Source organism: Corynebacterium heidelbergense (assembly GCF_028609845.1).
GTDB classification, from domain to species: Bacteria; Actinomycetota; Actinomycetes; order Mycobacteriales; family Mycobacteriaceae; genus Corynebacterium; species Corynebacterium heidelbergense.
In genome coordinates this window covers 2,010,732-2,032,387 of record NZ_CP063191.1, presented here as the reverse complement: position 1 = coordinate 2,032,387, position 21,656 = coordinate 2,010,732, and the positions used below count along the sequence as shown (strand labels likewise).

At 63.5% G+C, this 21,656-nt stretch carries 16 protein-coding genes; 14 read left to right on the top strand and 2 right to left on the bottom strand.

Annotated elements, in window-relative coordinates:
• Positions 1-4 precede the first annotated feature (4 nt).
• The 4 genes from secE to rplA all read left to right on the top strand — a co-directional run bounded on the left by secE (position 5) and on the right by rplA (position 3,201).
• Entirely contained in the window at positions 5-367 is a 363-nt protein-coding gene (gene secE, locus CHEID_RS09010; RefSeq protein WP_238599230.1) for a preprotein translocase subunit SecE, read from the top strand.
• Positions 368-546: 179 nt separating this feature from the next.
• Positions 547-1,563, top strand: coding sequence for a transcription termination/antitermination protein NusG (nusG, locus tag CHEID_RS09005; protein WP_112768800.1), 1,017 nt, complete (start codon positions 547-549; stop codon positions 1,561-1,563).
• Between the two features lie 225 nt (positions 1,564-1,788).
• A complete protein-coding gene (rplK, locus tag CHEID_RS09000) occupies positions 1,789-2,235 on the top strand; it encodes a 50S ribosomal protein L11 (RefSeq protein ID WP_112768801.1) in 447 nt (148 codons plus the stop codon).
• A gap of 255 nt (positions 2,236-2,490) precedes the next feature.
• Positions 2,491-3,201, top strand: a complete 711-nt coding sequence (gene rplA, locus CHEID_RS08995) for a 50S ribosomal protein L1 (RefSeq protein WP_112768802.1) — start codon at positions 2,491-2,493, stop codon at positions 3,199-3,201.
• Positions 3,202-3,265: 64 nt separating this feature from the next.
• Here the strand turns inward: rplA and CHEID_RS08990 are convergent, their stop codons facing one another.
• Positions 3,266-4,249 carry an esterase/lipase family protein gene (locus CHEID_RS08990; protein WP_112768803.1) on the bottom strand — a complete coding sequence of 328 codons (984 nt, stop codon included), beginning with the start codon at positions 4,247-4,249 and terminating at the stop codon, positions 3,266-3,268.
• A 532-nt stretch (positions 4,250-4,781) separates the two neighbouring features.
• Between CHEID_RS08990 and rplJ the strand changes: the two genes are divergently transcribed.
• From rplJ to tuf, 9 genes are all read left to right on the top strand, one after another.
• Positions 4,782-5,294, top strand: coding sequence for a 50S ribosomal protein L10 (gene rplJ, locus CHEID_RS08985; protein WP_112768804.1), 513 nt, complete (start codon positions 4,782-4,784; stop codon positions 5,292-5,294).
• A gap of 63 nt (positions 5,295-5,357) precedes the next feature.
• Complete coding sequence (rplL, locus tag CHEID_RS08980) at positions 5,358-5,744, top strand: 50S ribosomal protein L7/L12 (protein WP_112768805.1); 387 nt, start codon at positions 5,358-5,360, stop codon at positions 5,742-5,744.
• A 420-nt stretch (positions 5,745-6,164) separates the two neighbouring features.
• A complete protein-coding gene (gene rpoB / locus CHEID_RS08975) occupies positions 6,165-9,677 on the top strand; it encodes a DNA-directed RNA polymerase subunit beta (protein ID WP_112768806.1) in 3,513 nt (1,170 codons plus the stop codon).
• A 102-nt stretch (positions 9,678-9,779) separates the two neighbouring features.
• Positions 9,780-13,748: a DNA-directed RNA polymerase subunit beta' gene (locus CHEID_RS08970; RefSeq protein ID WP_112768807.1), complete on the top strand. Its 3,969-nt coding sequence runs from the start codon at positions 9,780-9,782 to the stop codon at positions 13,746-13,748.
• A 205-nt stretch (positions 13,749-13,953) separates the two neighbouring features.
• Positions 13,954-14,847 (top strand): phytoene/squalene synthase family protein, encoded by an 894-nt coding sequence (locus CHEID_RS08965; RefSeq protein WP_112768808.1) that lies wholly within the window; start codon positions 13,954-13,956, stop codon positions 14,845-14,847.
• A 264-nt stretch (positions 14,848-15,111) separates the two neighbouring features.
• On the top strand, positions 15,112-15,483 hold the full coding sequence (rpsL, locus tag CHEID_RS08960; RefSeq protein WP_112768809.1) for a 30S ribosomal protein S12: 372 nt from the start codon (positions 15,112-15,114) through the stop codon (positions 15,481-15,483).
• A gap of 3 nt (positions 15,484-15,486) precedes the next feature.
• Positions 15,487-15,957, top strand: coding sequence for a 30S ribosomal protein S7 (rpsG, locus tag CHEID_RS08955; RefSeq protein WP_112768810.1), 471 nt, complete (start codon positions 15,487-15,489; stop codon positions 15,955-15,957).
• Positions 15,958-16,102: 145 nt separating this feature from the next.
• Positions 16,103-18,217, top strand: a complete 2,115-nt coding sequence (gene fusA / locus CHEID_RS08950) for an elongation factor G (protein WP_112768811.1) — start codon at positions 16,103-16,105, stop codon at positions 18,215-18,217.
• A 434-nt stretch (positions 18,218-18,651) separates the two neighbouring features.
• Positions 18,652-19,842, top strand: a complete 1,191-nt coding sequence (tuf, locus tag CHEID_RS08945) for an elongation factor Tu (protein WP_112768812.1) — start codon at positions 18,652-18,654, stop codon at positions 19,840-19,842.
• Positions 19,843-19,992: 150 nt separating this feature from the next.
• Here the strand turns inward: tuf and CHEID_RS08940 are convergent, their stop codons facing one another.
• Positions 19,993-20,463, bottom strand: a complete 471-nt coding sequence (locus tag CHEID_RS08940; RefSeq protein ID WP_273661105.1) for a hypothetical protein — start codon at positions 20,461-20,463, stop codon at positions 19,993-19,995.
• 838 nt (positions 20,464-21,301) lie between these two features.
• Here CHEID_RS08940 and rpsJ point away from each other — a divergent pair.
• On the top strand, positions 21,302-21,607 hold the full coding sequence (gene rpsJ / locus CHEID_RS08935) for a 30S ribosomal protein S10 (RefSeq protein ID WP_010120790.1): 306 nt from the start codon (positions 21,302-21,304) through the stop codon (positions 21,605-21,607).
• Positions 21,608-21,656 lie beyond the last annotated feature (49 nt).

The window sequence follows — 21,656 nt, the reverse complement described above, 5'->3', positions numbered from 1 at the left end:
ATCTGTGAGCGACGAGAGCAAGAAGACCCCGTCTCGCCGGGGTGCTACTCGAACCGCCAGCTTGCGCCCAGAGGGGAAGCGGCAGGTCGCGGGGGTTTCCGAAGGTGCTCCCTCCACGGCCAAAGTGCCTGCACGCACTGCCCGCAAGTCCCCGGACGTCGTCAAGACCCGTCGCAACCCCTTTGCGGCGATCGTGGACTACGTCAAGGGCGTGTTCCGCGAAATGTCCAAGGTCATCTGGCCTACGGGTCGGGAGATGGTGACCTACACCATCGTGGTCCTTGTCTTCCTGGCCCTCATGACGGCCCTCGTGGCGGGCGTGGATTACGTGGCAAACCTCGCCCTCAAGTTCATTTTCGACGTTTAAGCGTGCTACACTCGCACGCATAACAAGCCGCCTCCACCGCTTCCGGGGAGGCGGATTTTTCGTGAGGCTATCGGGTGCTGCCTCTCTTACCGGCGCACCTTCCCCCGGAGGTCATCCTGAACCTCCCGGTCGAGACCTTTGCTAGCCGGAGGCACCCGAAGAAAGGACCATCAACCGCTATGTCCGAAGACAACCACGCCGCAGAAACCCAGATAGAAGCAGCTCAAACCACCGAAACCCAGCCGGAGCAGCTCACCGCTGAAACCCTTGCCGCCGCCGCCCAGGAGGACGTGCAGCGGGAAGTGGCGGAAAAGCGGGCGGATGTCACCGCCGCCCAGCAGTTGGGTGATCACGATGGCCACGAGGGGGACCCCGCTACGGCCGACGGCGGCGCTTCCCTAACGGCCGATACCTCTCAATCTGCCGCGGACTCCTCCTCCGGTGCCGCGGCGTCCGCCGACTCCGGTGCGGCTGAACTTGGAGCCGACCCCGCAGCAGCCCAGCAGGATTTGGAAGATGCCGCGATGCAGGCCTACAAGACCCGCCTCCGCGAATTCATGCGCGCGCTGAAGAAGCTCCCCGGCGATTGGTACATCATCCAGTGCTACTCCGGTTACGAGAACAAAGTGAAGACCAACCTGGAGATGCGTGCGCAGACCCTCGGGGTAGACGAGCTGATCCATGAGGTCGTCGTGCCCATCGAGGAAGTCACGGAGCTGCGGGATGGCAAGCGCAAGCAGGTGAAGCGGAAGCTGCTGCCCGGCTACGTCCTGGTGCGCATGTCCCTGGAGGATGCCTCCTGGTCCGTGGTGCGGGATACCCCGGGCGTGACCAGCTTCGTCGGCAACGAGGGCAAGCCCACCCCGGTGAAGGTTCGCGAGGTCGCTAAGTTCCTCCTGCCCCCGGAGACCGCCACCGCAGCGGCCAAGCCGGAGGGCGAGGACGGGGAGGTTGCCGGGGCGGTGGACGTGTCCTCCACCGGCATCGCCACCCCGCCGAAGCCCGCAGGCGACGAGGTTGTTGTCGATTACGAGGTCGGCGAGTCCGTGACGATCTTGTCCGGCCCCTTCGCTTCTGTGTCGGCCACGATCTCCGAGATCGACACATCCACCAACCGGCTGAAGGCCATGGTCTCCATCTTCGGCCGCGAGACCCCGGTGGAGCTGGAATTTGATCAGGTAGAGAAGCTGAACTAGGGTTAGCCCGGTTCTATACACATTCCGGTGGCTGGTGAAAATCCGGCATCCGGTCGGGATCCCCCGCTCCCACCAGCATTGTTGTCCCCCTCGGTGGCCATCACTGGGGGTAGCGCCGGGTTGGTGGCGTCCTCAATCTCATGTTCTGTTTTCTTGCGGACGCCACCCACCTCGCGCGGGCATCACGGGCGCATGGGGGGCCCGATAACAGAAAGAAGGTAATTGATGGCACCGAAGAAGAAAAAGAAGGTCTCCGGCCTCATTAAGCTGCAGATCCCCGCTGGTCAGGCCACCCCGGCACCGCCGGTCGGCCCGGCCCTGGGTGCCCACGGCGTGAACATCATGGAGTTCACCAAGGCCTACAACGCCGCTACCGAGTCCCAGCGCGGCAACATCGTGCCGGTGGAGATTACGGTCTACGAGGACCGCACCTTCACCTTCAAGCTGAAGACTCCCCCCGCAGCCAAGCTCCTGCTCAAGGCAGCCGGCCTGCAAAAGGGCTCCGGCGTGCCGCACACCGATAAGGTCGGCTCCGTGACCTGGGAGCAGTGCAAGGAAATCGCTGCGACCAAGAAGGAAGACATGAACGCCAACGACGTGGAAATGGGTGCCCGGTCTATCGCCGGTACCGCTCGTTCCATGGGCATCACCGTGGAGGGAATGCCCGCCTAGCGGACACCCCCACCACAAGGCGAAGAGCACATACAGGAACAACCGTGGCAGGGCCCAATCTTGCTGGCCCGCGAGGGAACTTCGCGCCCACGAGACCACAACTTCCGCTACACCAAGCGGTCCGCCCCCGCTTTCTGTCCGCCCTCCTTCCGTGAACTTCTACCATCGGCCCCGCTCGGAGCGCAGGTGGTTGGTCAAGCGGAAGGAGGGATACCGAACGCGGCGGCGACCGATGACATACGAATGGGAGCTCCAATGAGCAAGACGTCCAAGGCCTACCGCGCCGCCCTGGAAAAGATCGACAAGAACCGCACCTACCGTCCGCTGGACGCCATCAAGCTGGTGAAGGAAATCGCCCCCACCAGCTACGACCCGACCATCGACGTGGCCATCCGCCTCGGCGTGGATCCCCGCAAGGCGGACCAGCTCGTCCGCGGCACCGTCTCCCTGCCCAACGGCACGGGTAAGACCGTGCGGGTCGTCGTGTTCGCGGAGGGGCCGAACGCCACCGCCGCCGAGGAGGCAGGCGCAGACGTGGTGGGCACCTCCGAGCTCATCGAGCGCATCCAGGGCGGCTGGACGGACTTTGATGCCGCCATCGCCACCCCCGACCAGATGGCCAAGGTTGGCCGGGTCGCCCGAGTCCTGGGCCCGCGCGGCCTCATGCCGAACCCCAAGACGGGCACCGTGACCACCGACGTGGCCAAGGCTGTCCGCGAGATCAAGGGCGGCAAGATCTCCTTCCGCGTGGACAAGGCCTCCAACCTGCACGCCATTATCGGCAAGGCCTCCTTCACCGAGGAACAGCTCGCCGGGAACTACGGTGCGCTCATCGACGAGCTGCTGCGTATCAAGCCCTCGGCCGCGAAGGGCAAGTACCTCAAGCGCGTGACCTTCTCCGCCACCAACAGCCCGTCTGTTCACGTGGACGAGACCGTGGTGAAGGACTTCACCGTCGAGGCGTAAGTCCCCTTTCGCTCCGAGGGGGAGGTCCCCTTCCGAAGGGGGAGGGGACCGGGGGGAACTACGCCTACTTGCGGCGCAGCACTTGCCGCCACGGAACCTTGGGCAGAGACCCGAGGAAAGGCAAAACCGTGCCGGTGACGTGGGGGTGGCCCGACCGGTAGCTTTCCTCCCCTTCCAGGGCCTCGAGAACGAGGTCCAGCACTTTCGGCGAGTACAGCACGGCCATGTGGTCGGAGAAATCCTTCACGTTGCCGGTCTGCACCAGCAGGTTGCGGACCGTAGCGCCGGGCCCCGCCTCTAGGCGTTGAGTGCGCCAGGGGGTGACGATCTGGTCGTAGCGGGAGCAGATCATTGTGTAGTCCACGCCCGGAACGGTATCGCCGTGGCGGTTGAGGTGGGCCACCGTGTCCGAGCCAAGCCGCTGATCCAGCGCCGAAGACCCCAGTACGCGGCGGATGGGATCGTCCAGGATGCCGGTGCGATCCAGGAACTTTCCGAAAGAGGCAACGCCAGACAGGGTGGTGCCGTGGTTGCAGCCACTGATGCCCACCAGCTTGCGAACCTTGTTCTGCTCTGGGTGCTCCGGGTTCGCGCCCCCGGAATCCGTGAGGTAAAGGCGAGCCTGGGCAACACCCTGGGAGTGGCCAATTAGATCCACCTGCCGAGCGCCGGTGCGCTCAAGTACCTCGTCGATGAAGGCGGCCACCTCCTTCTGGCTCTCTAGGATGCTCGCGGTGCCGTACACCGCCTTGGGCTTACCCGTTAGCGAGTAGGTATCCCGGCCGTAGTTGAAGGCGAAAACACGGTAGCCCGCATGCTCGAGTTGGGGGGCCAGGTAGGACCACGTGTTGAAGGCGTTGAGCCAGGTGCCGTGGATGAGCACGACGGGTACCTGCCCCTCGGCAACAGGCGAGAAGTCGTTTACTCCCTTGGGCTTGAGGGTGGGCTTGGCCAGGGAGACGAGAAAAGCGGGCAGGAAACCGAGGTTGGTTCCGACCTGTTCGCCGGACTGCGTGGAGTCGGTTGCATCGGATGGGTTCTGGGGCATCGTTCTTCGGTCTCCTGGGGGGTAGCTATCGATTGCGGAAAAGGCGGGGGTTGCCAAGGTGGACGGTTACCAGTATTCCCGGTGAGCGGGCACAAGGGGCGGATTTTGTGGTTCGACCCCAGCGCGGCTAACATGCTGCGAGGAAGTTTGACTACGTTCAAGTTTTCACCCAAGACCGTCGGTCACCACATAGTTGCGGTACATCGACCGCAGCGTGGGGTTGAAGGATCATCATCACGATGACGGCCTACGCAGGTAACACAAGAGACGTACAGCGAACACCGGGAATGTTCTCGACACATCTCCCCCAGACCCCGCCGCTAGAGCGGGATCCCGCTACGGCGGGGTCCTCCGGTAAGGGGAGCGCGGGGTTGAGGTGGAAAGCTGACCCCAGCCCTCCGGTGTCCACGTTGCGCCCTGTGCCTCACCTGCAGGCATAGGGCGCATCGTCGTTGTGGCTAGTGTTTCCTTCGCATGATCGCCGGTGCACGTACAGACGTACACCGAAAAATACGAGGAAGGAGGCGAGAGTATGGCAAACCAGAAGAACACCGCATCCGTGGCAGAGCTCACCGAGCGTTTCTCCAAGGCAGACGCCGCAGTGCTCACCGAGTACCGTGGCCTCTCCGTGGCAGAGACCACCGAGCTGCGCCGGGCCCTGGGTTCTGATGTGACCTACTCCGTCGCCAAGAACACCTTGATCAAGCTGGCTGCTCGAGATGCCGGCATGGAGCTCGACGAGACCCTGCTGACTGGCCCGACCGCCGTCGCGTTCATCCACGGGGAAGCTGTGGATGCCGCGAAGGCCATGAAGGACTTCGGTAAGGATCACAAGAACTTCGTGATCAAGGGCGGCTACATGGATGGTGGCGCGCTGTCCGCAGCTCAGGTCGATGCGATCGCAGAGCTGGACAACCGCGAGACCACGCTGGCCAAGCTGGCTGGTGCCATGCAAGGTTCCTTGGCAAAGGCTGCCGGACTGTTCAACGCTCCTGCTTCCCAGGTCGCCCGCCTGGCTGCTGCCCTGCAGGAGAAAAAGGACTAGTTCCGCTCCGGGCGTGCAGGAACGCCCACCACAAAGCAACAACACACGAAAGGACAAGCCACTATGGCTAAGTACACCAACGATGAGCTCATCGAGGCCTTCAAGGAGATGACCCTCATCGAGCTCTCCGAGTTCGTCAAGCTGTTCGAGGACACCTTCGACGTCACCGCCGCTGCTCCCGTCGCGGCTGTTGCCGCCGCCCCGGGTGCTGAGGGCGCTGCCGCTGCCGAGGAGAAGGACGAGTTCGACGTCGTCCTGGAGGATGCCGGCGCCAAGAAGATCGGCGTCATCAAGGTCGTCCGCGAGATCGTCTCCGGCCTGGGCCTGAAGGAAGCCAAGGACCTCGTGGAGTCCGCTCCCAAGGCTCTCCTGGAGGGCGCAAGCAAGGAGGACGCCGAGGCTGCCAAGACCAAGCTCGAAGAGGCTGGCGCCAAGGTTTCCCTCAAGTAGGTTCCGGAGCGGCTTCGCTCTCTCCTATGAGTTTGACCCAACTCCCCGGTTGGCGGCAGGATTGCCGCCGGTCGGGGTTTTGCCGTTGGGGCCTTTGTGATATAGGATTGCTGTTTGCGCTGGCTTAGATCACGTGTGCATTGCGGCAGACAGGTGAACTGATGAGGCACATCATCACACATCGGCCTTGGCAATGAGCGGGGTTGGTAGCCGATTGTGGGCATTCGAGGGTCGTCCACACGGTTCCACAATCGCGATTTGACAAGGTCATTTAGCTGTTCCTACGCACGCTACGTGCGCGGGCGATCTTAAGCCACAACAACGACCATCACAATCACCGTGCGCTCATGCAAGGGTAAGTGACGGCGGCCGGATAGCACGCTGCGGCGTGCGGTTTGGGGCCCGTCGTTCCCGCCCGAGGTGCTGGAAGGACCCATCTTGGCAGTCTCCCGCCAGACTAGTTCAGTCGCCGGAATTCCCGGAGCTTCTCAGCGATTCTCTTTCGCGAAGATCGACTCCCCCATTGAGGTTCCTGGCCTCCTCGACCTGCAACGTGAATCCTTCGCTTGGCTCGTCGGCACGTCTGAGTGGCGTGCCCGCCAACAGGCCAAGGTCGGCGAAGGCGCCCGCGTTACCAGCGGGCTGGAGGACATCCTCGAGGAGCTCTCTCCCATCGAGGATTACTCGGAGAACATGTCGCTGACGCTCTCCGAGCCGCGCTTCGACGAGGTGAAGACCACCATCGACGAAGCCAAGGATAAGGACATCAACTACGCGGCTCCGCTGTACGTCACGGCCGAGTTCACCAACAACATGTCCGGTGAGATCAAGTCCCAGACGGTATTCATCGGTGACTTCCCGATGATGACGGACAAGGGCACCTTCATCATCAACGGCACCGAGCGCGTCGTGGTGTCTCAGCTCGTCCGGTCCCCGGGCGTGTACTTCGATTCGTCTATCGACGCATCCACCGAGCGCCCGTTGCACGCCGTGAAGGTGATCCCTTCCCGCGGCGCGTGGCTGGAGTTCGACGTGGATAAGCGGGACACGGTTGGTGTCCGCATCGACCGTAAGCGGCGCCAGCCGGTCACCGTCCTGCTGAAAGCCCTGGGTCTCACTACCCAAGAAATTACCGACCGTTTTGGCTTCTCCGAGATCATGATGTCCACCCTGGAAAAGGACGGGGTGGCCAACACGGATGAGGCGTTGTTGGAGATTTACCGCAAGCAGCGCCCGGGCGAGTCTCCTACCCGCGATTCCGCGCAGGCTTTGCTGGAGAACTCCTTCTTCAAGGCCAAGCGCTACGACCTGGCGAAGGTGGGGCGTTACAAAGTCAACCGGAAGCTCGGCCTCGGTGGGGACAACGAGGGCACCATGACCCTCACGGAGGAAGACATCCTCACCACCATCGAGTACCTGGTGCGGCTGCACGCGGGGGAGAAGTCCATGACTTCCCCGGAGGGCGTGGAAGTCCCGATCGGTGTGGACGACATCGACCACTTCGGCAACCGCCGCCTGCGCACCGTGGGTGAGCTCATCCAGAACCAGGTGCGGGTGGGCCTGTCCCGGATGGAGCGTGTGGTTCGCGAGCGGATGACGACGCAGGACGCCGAGTCCATCACTCCCACCTCGCTGATCAATGTGCGCCCGGTCTCCGCGGCTATCCGCGAGTTCTTTGGCACCTCTCAGCTGTCCCAGTTCATGGACCAGAACAACTCCCTGTCTGGTCTAACGCACAAGCGCCGCCTGTCCGCCCTGGGCCCCGGCGGCCTGTCCCGCGAGCGGGCCGGCCTGGAGGTGCGCGACGTTCACCCGTCCCACTACGGGCGCATGTGCCCCATCGAGACTCCGGAGGGGCCGAACATCGGCCTGATCGGCTCCCTGTCCTCCTACGCCCGGGTGAATCCCTTTGGGTTCATCGAGACGCCATACCGGCGCGTGGTTGATGGCCAGATCACCGATGAGGTGCACTACTTCACCGCCGATGAGGAAGATCGGCACATCATCGCCCAGGCCAACACCCCCTTCGACGAGAACCACCGGTTCACGGAGGAGACGATCGAGGTGCGCCTGCGCGGCGGCGACGTGGAGGTTGTGCCCGCCTCCGAGGTGGACTACATGGACGTGTCCCCGCGGCAGATGGTCTCCGTGGCAACGGCCATGATTCCCTTCCTCGAGCACGACGACGCCAACCGTGCCCTCATGGGCGCGAACATGCAGCGCCAGGCCGTGCCACTGCTGCGTTCCGAGGCCCCCTTCGTGGGCACCGGTATGGAGCTGCGCGCCGCCTATGACGCGGGGGACGTCATCATCGCCCCTAAGGCGGGCGTTGTGGAGTACGTGTCTGCGGACTACATCACCGTCATGGATGACGAGGGTGTTCGCGACACCTTCATGCTGCGCAAGTTCGAGCGCACCAATCAGGGCACCTGCTACAACCAGAAGCCGCTGGTAGACGAGGGTGATCGCGTTGAGGCGGGCCAGGTCATTGCCGACGGCCCGGGCACGGACAACGGCGAGATGGCTCTGGGCAAGAACCTCCTCGTGGCGTTCATGCCGTGGGAGGGTCACAACTACGAGGACGCCATCATCCTCAACCAGCGCATGGTGGAGGAGGACATCCTCACCTCCATCCACATCGAGGAGCACGAGATCGATGCTCGCGATACCAAGCTGGGGCCGGAGGAAATCACCCGGGATATCCCCAACGTGGGTGAGGACGTGCTCGCCGATCTGGACGACCGCGGCATCGTGCGCATCGGTGCAGATGTTCGCGACGGCGACATCCTCGTGGGCAAGGTAACCCCCAAGGGTGAAACCGAGCTGACCCCGGAGGAGCGCCTGCTGCGCGCCATCTTCGGCGAAAAGGCCCGAGAGGTTCGCGATACCTCCATGAAGGTTCCTCACGGGGAGACCGGCAAGGTCATCGGCGTGCGGGTCTTCTCCCGCGAGGACGACGACGACCTGGCTCCCGGGGTCAACGAGATGGTTCGCGTCTACGTTGCCCAGAAGCGCAAGATCCAGGACGGCGATAAGCTGGCCGGCCGCCACGGCAACAAGGGCGTGGTGGGCAAGATCCTGCCCCAGGAAGACATGCCCTTCCTGCCGGACGGAACCCCGGTGGACATCATCCTCAACACCCACGGTGTGCCCCGCCGTATGAACATCGGCCAGGTGCTTGAAGTCCACCTGGGCTGGCTGGCCAAGGCCGGCTGGGCCGTGGACCTAGACTCCCAGGACCCGAAGATTCAGCAGATGCTGAAGACTCTTCCCCAGGGGCTCTACGACGTGCCCGCCGATTCCCTGACGGCCACGCCGGTGTTCGATGGTGCCTCCAACGCGGAGCTGTCCGGCCTGCTGCGCTCCTCCCGGCCCAACCGGGATGGCGAGCGGATGGTCGATGATTTCGGCAAGGCCCAGTTAATGGATGGTCGCTCCGGCGAGCCCTTCGAGCATCCGATCTCCGTGGGCTACATGTACATGCTCAAGTTGCACCACCTGGTGGACGAGAAGATCCACGCTCGTTCCACGGGCCCCTACTCCATGATTACGCAGCAGCCGCTGGGCGGTAAGGCCCAGTTCGGTGGCCAGCGCTTCGGCGAGATGGAGGTGTGGGCAATGCAGGCCTATGGCGCCGCCTACACGCTGCAGGAACTGCTGACCATCAAGTCCGACGACGTGGTGGGCCGCGTGAAGGTGTACGAGGCCATCGTCAAGGGCGAGAACATCCCTGATCCGGGAATTCCCGAGTCCTTCAAGGTGCTACTCAAGGAGCTGCAGTCGCTGTGCCTCAACGTCGAGGTCCTCGCGGCCGACGGCACCCCGATGGAGCTGTCCAGCGATGACGACGACGAATTGGACTCCGCCAACGCCGCCTTGGGTATCAACCTGTCCCGCGATGAACGCCCCGATGCAGATCTAGACGTCGGATAGGGGTGGGCGGCCTCCACCGCCGCCCATACCCCCAACCGACCACAGACACAAGCACCGCGAAAAATGAAGCCCTCCGCGTAACGGAGGGGAAAGGAAGTCCACGTGCTGGACGTCAATTTCTTCGATGAGCTCCGCATCGGGCTCGCCACTGCCGATGACATCCGCCGCTGGTCCCGGGGCGAGGTTAAAAAGCCGGAGACCATCAACTACCGCACGCTGAAGCCGGAAAAGGACGGTCTCTTCTGCGAGCGGATCTTCGGGCCCACTCGCGACTGGGAGTGTGCCTGCGGCAAGTACAAGCGCGTTCGTTACAAGGGCATTATCTGCGAGCGCTGCGGCGTGGAAGTGACCAAGTCCAAGGTGCGCCGTGAGCGGATGGGCCACATCGAGCTGGCCGCTCCGGTCACGCACATCTGGTACTTCAAGGGCGTGCCCTCCCGCCTGGGCTACCTGCTGGACCTGGCTCCGAAGGATCTGGAGAAGATCATCTACTTCGCCGCCAACATCATCACCACCGTGGACGAAGAGGGTCGCCACAACGACCAGTCCACCCTTGAGGCGGAGATGCTGCTGGAGAAGAAGGAAGTGGAGGTCGACCGCGATAACGAGTTGGCCGAGCGTTCCAAAAAGCTCGAGGCTGACCTCGCCGAGCTGGAGGCTGCGGGCGCTAAGAACGATGCCAAGCGCAAGGTGCAGACTGCGGCCGAGCGCGAGATGCGCCACATCCGCGAGCGCGCCGAGCGCGAAGTGGACCGCCTGGACGAGATCTGGAACACCTTCGTCAAGCTGGCCCCCAAGCAGATGATCGTGGATGAGAACATCTATAACGAGCTTGTCGACCGCTACGAGGATTACTTCACCGGCGGCATGGGCGCCGAGTCCATCCAGAAGCTCATCCGCAGCTTCGATCTGGAGGCCGAGGCGGACAACCTCCGCGAGATCATCCGTGACGGTAAGGGCCAGAAGAAGCTGCGCGCCCTCAAGCGCCTCAAGGTCGTGGCCGCCTTCCTGCGCTCCGGAAACGATCCCGCGGGTATGGTCCTGGACTCCATCCCCGTCATTCCGCCGGAGCTGCGGCCGATGGTCCAGCTCGACGGTGGACGCTTCGCCACCAGCGACCTCAACGACCTGTACCGCCGCGTCATCAACCGGAACAACCGGCTCAAGCGCATGCTGGACCTCGGGGCCCCCGAAATCATCGTGAACAACGAGAAGCGCATGCTGCAGGAGTCCGTGGACGCGCTGTTCGACAACGGCCGCCGGGGCCGCCCCGTCACGGGTCCCGGTAACCGTCCCCTGAAGTCCCTGTCCGACCTGCTCAAGGGCAAGCAGGGCCGCTTCCGCCAGAACCTGCTGGGTAAGCGCGTGGACTACTCCGGGCGTTCCGTGATCATCGTCGGCCCCCAGCTCAAGCTGCACCAGTGTGGTCTGCCGAAACTCATGGCCCTGGAGCTGTTCAAGCCGTTCGTGATGAAGCGACTGGTGGAGAAGAGCTACGCCCAGAACATCAAGTCCGCCAAGCGGATGGTGGAGCGCCAGCGCCCCGAGGTGTGGGACGTGCTGGAGGAGGCCATCGCCGAACACCCGGTGATGCTCAACCGTGCACCAACCCTGCACCGCCTGGGCATCCAGGCCTTCGAGCCCATTCTCGTGGAGGGCAAGGCCATCCAGTTGCACCCGCTGGCCTGTGAGGCATTCAACGCGGACTTCGACGGCGACCAGATGGCCGTGCACCTGCCGCTGTCTGCCGAAGCACAGGCCGAGGCGCGCGTATTGATGTTGGCGTCCAACAATATTTTGTCCCCCGCATCGGGCAAGCCGCTGGCCATGCCGCGCCTGGACATGGTGACCGGCCTGTACTACCTGACGTTGGTCAAGGGGCGCAACGAAGTTGGCGGCCAGGGTGCCTACAGCCCGGCCACGCAGGAGGCTCCGGCGCAGGGCGTGTACTCCTCCTTGGCGGAGGCCATCATGGCCTACGACCGAGGCGTGCTGGGGCTGCAGGCACCGATCAAGGTGCGGATCAGCCACCTGCGCCCGTCTGCGGATGTTGAGGCCGAACTGTTCCCCGATGGGTGGGAGCGCGGCCAGACGTGGTTGGCCGATACCACCCTCGGCCGGGTCCTGTTCAACGAGCTGCTGCCGTGGAACTACCCCTACGTGGAGGGCGTGATGGCCAAGAAGCCGCAGGCTGCCGTCATCAACGACCTCGCCGCGAAGTACCCCATGATCACCGTGGCGCAGACCGTGGACAAGATGAAGGACGCCGGCTTCTACTGGGCCACCCGCTCTGGCGTGACCATCACCATGCACGACGTGCTCGTGCTGCCCAACAAGGCAGAGGTGCTGGACAGCTACGAGGCCAAGGCCCGCGTCATTGAGAAGAAGCTAGCCCGCGGCAAGATCAACGAGGCCGAGCGCTACCAGTCCCTCGTGGACCTGTGGAAGGAAGCGACGGACTTCGTTGGCCAGTCCGTGGAGGATCTGTACCCGGACGACAACCCGATCCCCATGATCGTGAAGTCCGGTGCGGCCGGTAACATGCGCCAGATCTGGACCCTGGCCGGCATGAAGGGCATGGTGACGAACTCCCGCGGTGAGTACATCACCCGCCCGGTGAAGACCTCCTTCCGCGAGGGCCTGTCCGTGCTCGAGTATTTCAACAACTCCCACGGCTCCCGCAAGGGCCTGGCCGACACGGCGCTGCGTACCGCAGACTCCGGTTACCTGACCCGCCGCCTCGTGGATGTGGCCCAGGACGTCATCGTTCGCGAGGACGACTGCGGCACCTCCCAGGGCGTTGTGCTGCCGGTCTCCACCGCGGTGACGGACGCCGAGGGCAAGCCCACTGGCACCTTCGTGCGGGCCGACTTCGTGGAGACCTCCGTGGTCGGCCGCTACCTCGCTGCCGATGCCAAGGACCTGGCTGGCGACGTGGTACTACCGGCCGGCAACGTGGTGGGCGAGGTTGAGCTGGAAGAGCTCATCGCCCGCGGGGTGCCGGAGGTGAAGGTTCGCTCCGTGCTGACCTGCGCCACCGCCACCGGCGTATGCTCCACCTGCTACGGCAAGTCCATGGCGACCGGCAAGAAGGTCGAGATCGGTGAGGCCGTGGGCATCGTGGCCGCCCAGTCCATCGGCGAGCCCGGTACCCAGTTGACGATGCGTACCTTCCACCTCGGTGGCGTTGGTGGCGACATCACCGGCGGTCTGCCCCGTGTGCAGGAGCTGTTCGAGGCCCGCGTGCCCAAGGCGAAGTCCCCGATCGCTTCCGTGGACGGCACCGTCAAGCTGGAGGACGACGAGCACTTCTACACGCTGACGATCCAGCCCGACGACGGCTCGGACGACGTCGTGTACGAAAAGCTCTCCAAGCGCCAGGGCCTGGCCTCGCTGGGCACCGGTGGCGTGGAGCGCCCGATCCGCAATGGCGACCACATCAAGATGGGCCAGCAGCTCCTCAAGGGCGCCGCGGACCCCCACGAGGTTCTGCGCGTCCTCGGCCGCCGCGGGGTGCAGCAGCACCTCATCGGCGAGGTCCAGAAGGTCTACCGGGACCAGGGTGTGGCTATTCACGACAAGCACATCGAGATCATCGTGCGCCAGATGCTGCGCCGCGTGACGGTCATCGACTCCGGCTCCACGGAGTTCCTGCCGGGCTCCCTGGTGGAGCACGCGGATGCCGTGGCCGCCTCCAAGGAGGCCGTGAAGACCGGTGGCCGCCCGGTGGAGGTGCGTGCCGAGATCATGGGCATCACCAAGGCCTCCCTGGCTACCGAGTCCTGGCTGTCCGCCGCCTCCTTCCAGGAGACGACGCGTGTGCTCACGGATGCCGCCATCAACAAGCGCTCCGATAAGCTCATCGGCCTGAAGGAGAACGTGATCATCGGTAAGTTGATCCCGGCTGGCACGGGTATCTCCCGCTACCGCAACATCACGGTGGAGCCGACGGAGGAGGCGCGCGCCGCTGCCTACTCCCTGCCGAACAGCTTCGGCGACGGCTTCTACAGCGACGATGGCTACGGCGAGTTCACCGGTGCCGCAGTGCCCCTGGATGACATGGGCATGTAGCCCGCCGCGGAGCCCAGCAAACGGTAGGGCGTAACAGGCCGCGGAGCGCAAGCAAGCGGGGACGGTCCACTCTCTCCTGGCGAAGGGGAGAGGGGGCCGTCCCCCCTTTTTTGTGTCCCTGTTGAGCTTCCATCAGATAAGTCGAACAGTCGCCCATCGCCGCCAGCCTCACGGGGCCCGGCGCAAACCAGGTAGCCTCCGTGGTATGAGTTGCCCTTCCCCATCCTTGCTGGACCGGTATAACGCAATGTCCATCCGGGCGGCGGGGCGTGTCATTTCTTCCTATTCCAGCAGTTTTTCCCTGGCGACGAACCTCCTTCCATCGGCCATGCGCCGGGATATAGCGAACCTCTATGCCATGGTCCGCATCGCCGACGAGATCGTCGATGGCACTGCCGAGGAAGCCGGGCTGACCGCCGAGCAAGTCGCCCGGGCCCTCGACAACTACGAGCGCGCGGTATTAGCAGCGCCCGACCTGCACTTTCACGTGGATCCCGTCCTGCACGCCTACGCGGAAACGGCCCGACGCTGCCGCTTCAATCCGGATCACGTCCGGGCGTTCTTCCGTTCCATGCGAATGGATCTCTCCCAGGCCACCCACGATCCGGAGAGCCTGGGGGAATACATCTACGGTTCAGCGGAAGTCATCGGGTTGTTGTGCGTTTCGGTTTTTCTCTCGGGTGAGGACGCCACTCCCGGCGCGCGGGCCGAACTGGATCGAGGTGCCCGAGCCCTGGGCGCGGCTTTCCAGAAGGTGAACTTCCTGCGGGACTTCGCCCAGGACGAGGGACATCTGGGGCGGGTGTACTTCCCGGAGATTCAGCAGCGGGGACTTACGGAGGAGACGAAAGCCCACCTGGTCCGGGACATTCAGCAGGATCTGCGGGTCGCGCGCGCTGCCCTGCCGGGGCTGCCCAGTGGGGCCCAGGTCGGGGTGGCCGCGGCGGCGGGGTTGTTCGAGGAGCTTAACAACCGCATTGACCGAATGCCGGCCGAGGCTGTGCGGGCTGGGAGGGTCAGCGTTCCCGGTCCAGTGAAGCTGAGAATCGCAGCCAAGGAGGCCGCTCAGGTAGCGCGCCGCTCCTGGCGTCCAGAATGAATTTGGAGCACCGGGCCGACCTTCGGTAGTCTTAGCAGCTAGTCCCAGCCAATGTGGACAATCCCGGTGCTAAAACACCGTGTGACCTGTGGTCACAATAAGGATTCTCACTCTCACCCCGTAGGCCAGCGAAAGCGGCTGAGGGGTTTGCGCACGTTTAAAAACCGTTGCATTGGCTGACCGAGGCTACCCCCGCCTCCCAGCGAGGTACGCCGCCAGAGAAAGCCCAACCGAGTCCGCACCGTAGATCCAGAAAGTCGGTACATGCCTACAATCCAGCAGCTGGTCCGCAAGGGCCGCCACGACAAGACGGCGAAAGTGAAGACCGCCGCACTGAAGGGTTCCCCCCAGCGCCGCGGCGTGTGCACCCGCGTGTACACCACCACGCCGAAGAAGCCGAACTCCGCCCTCCGTAAGGTCGCCCGTGTTCGGCTGACCTCCGGTATCGAGGTTTCCGCCTACATCCCCGGCGAGGGCCACAACCTCCAGGAGCACTCCATGGTCCTCGTGCGCGGCGGCCGTGTGAAGGACCTCCCCGGTGTTCGCTACAAGATCATCCGCGGCTCCCTGGATACCCAGGGCGTGAAGGATCGCAAGCAGGCACGTTCCCGCTACGGCGCGAAGAAGGAGAAGTAAACAATGCCACGTAAGGGCCCCGCACCCGCCCGTCCGCTGCCCAAGGATCCGGTCTACGGGGACGTCCTCGTCTCCCAGCTGGTCAACAAGGTGCTGTTGGACGGCAAGAAGTCCACTGCAGAGCGCATCGTCTACGGCGCCCTGGAGCAGTGCCGCGAGAAGACCGGAACCGACCCGGTACTGACCCTCAAGAAGGCTCTGGACAACGTCAAGCCCGCACTTGAGGTTCGCTCCCGCCGCGTCGGCGGCGCCACCTACCAGGTGCCTATCGAGGTCCGCCCCGGTCGTTCCACCACCCTTGCTTTGCGCTGGTTGGTGACCTTCACCCGGCAACGCCGCGAGAACACGATGACCGAGCGCCTGGCAAACGAGATCCTGGATGCCTCCAACGGCTTGGGTGCATCCGTCAAGCGTCGCGAGGATACCCACAAGATGGCCGAGGCTAACCGTGCCTTCGCCCACTACCGCTGGTAACTTCCTCGCCGCGACGAAACCGCCAGACACTGGCACAATAGATCGAGTACATAAACGCCTGCGGCTCGTTCGGCCTTAACACTTCGCGCAGAATCCTTAAGGTCCGGGTCGCTCAAACACGAAAGCATGAGCGGGGTTACCCACAGTGGCACTTGAAGCGCTGACTGACCTTAAGAAGGTCCGCAACATCGGCATCATGGCACACATCGATGCCGGTAAGACCACCACCACCGAACGCATCCTCTTCTACACCGGCATTAACCGTAAGGTCGGTGAGACCCACGACGGTGCGTCCACGATGGACTGGATGGAGCAGGAGAAGGAACGCGGCATCACCATCACCTCCGCCGCGACTACCTGTTTCTGGCACGAAAACCAGATCAACATCATCGACACGCCGGGGCACGTGGACTTCACCGTGGAGGTGGAGCGTTCCCTGCGCGTGCTGGACGGTGCGGTGGCAGTGTTCGACGCCAAGGAAGGTGTGGAGCCGCAGTCCGAGCAGGTGTGGCGCCAGGCCGACAAGTACGACGTCCCGCGTATCTGCTTCGTCAACAAGATGGACAAGCTGGGCGCTGACTTCTACTTCACCGTGGACACCATCATCAACCGCCTCGGCGCGAAGCCGCTGGTGATGGAGCTCCCCATTGGTGCTGAGGACGACTTCGACGGCGTGGTTGACCTGCTCCAGATGAAGGCCCTGATGTGGCCCGGCGTCACCGAGATCGGCACCGAGCCGACCATCGAGGACATTCCGGCTGACCTGCAGGATAAGGCCGAGGAATACCGCGAGAGGCTCATTGAGACGGTGGCCGAATCCGACGAGGAGCTCATGGAGCGCTACTTTGCCGGTGAAGAGATTACTATCGACGAGCTGAAGACCCAGATTCGCAAGCTGACCATCAACTCTGAGGTCTACCCGGTCTATTGTGGCTCCGCTTACAAGAACAAGGGTGTGCAGCCGATGCTGGACGCCGTCATCGACTTCCTGCCCAACCCGATGGACGTTGGTTCCATCAAGGGCCACGATGTCAAGGACCCCGAGAAGGAGCTCATCCGCAAGCCTTCCCGCGATGAACCCTTCTCCGCACTGGCTTTCAAGGTCGCAGTGCACCCGTTCTTCGGCAAGCTGACCTACGTCCGCGTGTACTCGGGCTCCGTGGAGTCCGGCGCCCAGGTCTCCAACTCCACCAAGGGCAAGAAGGAGCGCGTCGGCAAGCTCTTCCAGATGCACTCCAACAAGGAGCAGCCGGTGGAGAAGGCCTCGGCGGGTCACATCTACGCCTTCATCGGCCTGAAGGACACCACCACCGGTGACACCCTCTGCGACCTACAGAACCCGATCATCCTGGAATCCATGGACTTCCCGGACCCCGTGATCGAGGTGGCCATCGAGCCGAAGACCAAGTCCGACCAGGAGAAGCTGGGTACCGCCATCCAGAAGCTCGCCGAAGAGGACCCGACCTTCACGGTGAAGCTGGACGAAGAGACCGGCCAGACCGTCATCGGCGGGATGGGCGAGCTCCACCTAGACGTGCTGGTGGACCGCATGAAGCGCGAGTTCAAGGTGGAAGCCAACGTGGGGGCCCCCCAGGTGGCTTACCGCGAGACCATCCGCAAGCCGGTGGAGAAGCTGGAATACACCCACAAGAAGCAGACCGGTGGTTCCGGCCAGTTCGCCCGCGTCATCATCGCCATCGAGCCCTACGAGCCGGAGGAAGGTAGCGAGGAGAACTACGTGTTCGAGAACGCTGTCACCGGTGGCCGCGTGCCCAAGGAGTACATCCCCTCCGTGGACGCCGGTATCCAGGACGCCATGCAGTACGGCTACCTCGCCGGGTTCCCGCTGGTGAACATTAAGGCCACCATCCTCGATGGTGCCTACCACGAGGTGGACTCCTCCGAAATGGCCTTCAAGCTCGCCGGTTCGCAGGCGCTGAAGGAGGCCGTGGCCAAGGCTAAGCCCGTGCTGCTGGAGCCCATGATGGCTGTGGAGGTCATCACCCCCGAGGAGTACATGGGTGAAGTGATCGGCGACGTGAACTCCCGCCGTGGGCAGGTTTCCTCTATGGAGGACCGCTCCGGAGCGAAGGTCGTCAAGGCACGGGTGCCGCTGTCCCAGATGTTCGGCTACGTGGGCGATCTGCGGTCCAAGACCCAGGGTCGCGCCAACTACACTATGATCTTCGACTCCTACGCGGAGGTGCCTACCAACGTGGCCCAGGAGATCATCGCCGAGCGCACTGGCGGTAACGCCTAAAGACCGCCGTTCCCCTTGCGCATCGGAAGGAGGCGGACGTTGCGTTCACCTTCTCCAAATGTGCGAAATCCGACGCTCGCCCAGCGGGCGCCGGAGGGTAGGGGCCAGCTCGGGGCATACCACCGACAAGAGCTGCAGTGCAGTTCCCACACCGGGGGAGCTTTTTCGCTCCCGCCCACCGTAGCGTAGTATGCGTTGTGCTGGCCGTTACCCAGTCCATGTGTCAATGGGTGAAAGAGCATCAGCGGTAACCTGCCGTGCCCAGCCCAGAGATGCACACAACATGCTGTAACCGGCAACAAAGAAAGCCCGGAGATACCGAGGCCCGCGACCTCAGAACCATAAGGACAGCGGGCGGGAAGAACTCCGGACTGACGATAAAGCAATGTGGCTGCGAGAGTCGTAGCCACCGAGGAAGTCCAGGAGGACACACAGTGGCGAAGGCTAAGTTCGAGCGTACTAAGCCGCACGTTAACATCGGCACCATCGGTCACGTCGACCACGGCAAGACCACCACGACTGCCGCTATCACCAAGGTTCTCGCCGACAAGTTCCCGGACGAGAACAAGTCCTTCGCTTTCGACGCCATCGACAAGGCGCCGGAAGAGAAGGAGCGCGGCATCACCATCAACATCTCCCACGTGGAGTACCAGACGGAGAAGCGCCACTACGCACACGTGGACGCTCCGGGCCACGCCGACTACATCAAGAACATGATCACCGGCGCTGCTCAGATGGACGGCGCAATCCTCGTCGTTGCCGCCACCGACGGCCCCATGCCGCAGACCCGCGAGCACGTGCTGCTCGCCCGTCAGGTGGGCGTGCCCTACATCCTCGTTGCCCTGAACAAGTGCGACATGGTTGACGACGAGGAGCTTTTGGAGCTCGTCGAGATGGAGGTTCGCGAGCTGCTCGCCGACCAGGAGTACGACGAGGAAGCCCCCGTTGTGCACATTTCCGCTCTGAAGGCCCTTGAGGGCGACGCTGAGTGGACCGAGAAGATCGTCGAGCTCATGCAGGCTTGCGACGACTCCATCCCGGATCCGGTTCGCGAAACCGACAAGCCCTTCCTGATGCCGATCGAGGACATCTTCACCATCACCGGCCGCGGCACCGTGGTTACCGGTCGTGTGGAGCGTGGCCAGCTCAGCCTCAACGAAGAGGTGGAGATCCTGGGTATCCGCGAGAAGTCCCAGAAGACCACGGTGACCTCCATCGAGATGTTCAACAAGCTGCTGGACTCCGCCGAGGCCGGCGACAACGCCGCCCTGCTGCTGCGTGGTCTCAAGCGCGAGGACGTCGAGCGTGGCCAGATCGTAGCTAAGCCCGGCGCCTACACCCCCCACACCGAGTTCGAGGGCTCCGTCTACATCCTGTCCAAGGATGAGGGCGGCCGCCACACCCCGTTCTTCGACAACTACCGCCCGCAGTTCTACTTCCGTACCACGGACGTGACCGGTGTGGTGAAGCTGCCGGAGGGCACCGACATGGTCATGCCTGGCGACAACGTCGACATGTCCGTCACCCTGATTCAGCCGGTCGCGATGGACGAGGGCCTGCGCTTCGCCATCCGCGAAGGTGGCCGCACCGTCGGCGCCGGCCGCGTCACCAAGATCACCAAGTAAAAGGTTGATCCCCGCTCCTCCCCCTCGGGGAGGAACTGTCCTTACCTCGAAGAGGGAAGGACAGTTCAAGCCCCGCAACAGGGTCTCTGCCCCTGTTGCGGGGATTTTGCCGTGCGTGCTACCTGCTGCGGGGGCTGCACGCGAGGACCCCTAGCCATTCTTCTTTCGGCGAGCCCGCCGACGCAGGCGCTCAGCCGCGATCCCGGAGGCGCGACTCGAAACCCGAACCGCGGCGCGCCCCACGTCACCCGGGCTCAGATCGCGGAGTTTGTCCCGCTGCACCCAGGCCGAACGAGCTTGTTGCCGAACGTCACCGGCGCGACGGTTCAAGCCCGCAGCGCGCTGCTGCATCCCCGCGGCGATATCCTCGGCCGTATTGACGGCCTGCAAAGCCACCTCGCGGGAGATGAATGGGGGGCGCAACTGCTCTACCTGATGCCGCAAGTAAGACTTTCGGGACCACTGCTCGTCCAATTCCCGCAATGCCCGCACTAACGCCTCGTCTGAGCCGCCACGGTCGGGGTGGTAGCGCCGGATAATGGCACGCCTCCGGCGGATGTACTCTGGGTCCTCGCGGAAATGACCAGAATGGCCCGTGGTGGCTGGCATCGTTGAACTCACACTCTCTTTCAGCAATCTAGGGCTCGGCTGACGGGTGAACCCCCAACAGGAGCCTCCCTCATAGCTTACGGCTGCGACACGCCGAGGGCTGCGCGCGGTGGGGGCCCGGAATTTGGGCGGATGCCCGGGCCTGTGGTTGAATACTCAGCGTTGCTTTGACACGTCAGTCGCAGCCGACCGAATCTGAAGAACAGTTCAACTAGGCCGTACCGGAACCAGTTGACGCCGGCGGACGGCCACGCGGCTGACGATGGTAAAGCGAGCATGATCCCTCGCAGCGGTTCATCGCCCACATACAGTGGGTGGGAATTGGTGTGCGGTTATGCGCAGAACGGGCGTGACACGCCCGACTGCGGGTGCCGGAGTGGAGCATGTCAAATGAACAGCGTTAAACACTAGCCCGTGGTGCGAAAACCTCCGCGCCCCGGCCCGATCGCCAACGCGGGCCCCAGGTAGACCAGCAGAAACTGCCTGGGGACACCGAAATGCCTGCGCGATGGTCGAGTTGGAACACGGTCTAGCCCACTTTCCTCGTTCATGAGACCCCTGCTCGAACAACACACTGGCACGTCTGATGAACTTGGAACCAACGAACACGTTCCTGGCGTCCACCATGAAAACCCCACGACGGGGACGATGGCGGGCGCACCACAGGACGAGACAAGAAGCGCGCCACACGGCCACCGCGGCTAGACCGGACCGGTCCCTAGAACTCCCCGCGCAACCCCGACGATTCGCCGGGGAGAGCATCAAGGGGGAGGGGAACTAGGTACTCAAAGACCGGAAACCTTCGGGCTAGCCCATCCGGCCGGGCGGGGCGCTGAGGAAAAGGAAAAGCGTGGCGGGACAGAAGATCCGCATCAGGCTCAAGGCCTACGACCATGAGGCAATCGACGCTTCCGCGAAGAAGATCGTCGAGACGGTGACTCGTACCGGTGCCCGCGTCGTCGGTCCCGTGCCGTTGCCCACCGAAAAGAACGTGTACTGCGTCATCCGTTCGCCCCACAAGTACAAGGACTCGCGCGAGCACTTCGAGATGCGCACCCACAAGCGTCTGATCGACATCCTCGACCCCACGCCGAAGACGGTGGACGCGCTTATGCGCATCGACCTGCCGGCGAGCGTCGACGTCAACATTCAGTAAGCCCAGGGCCGAGAATCAACACAGCACTTGAGGCCTAAGGCACTCGAGG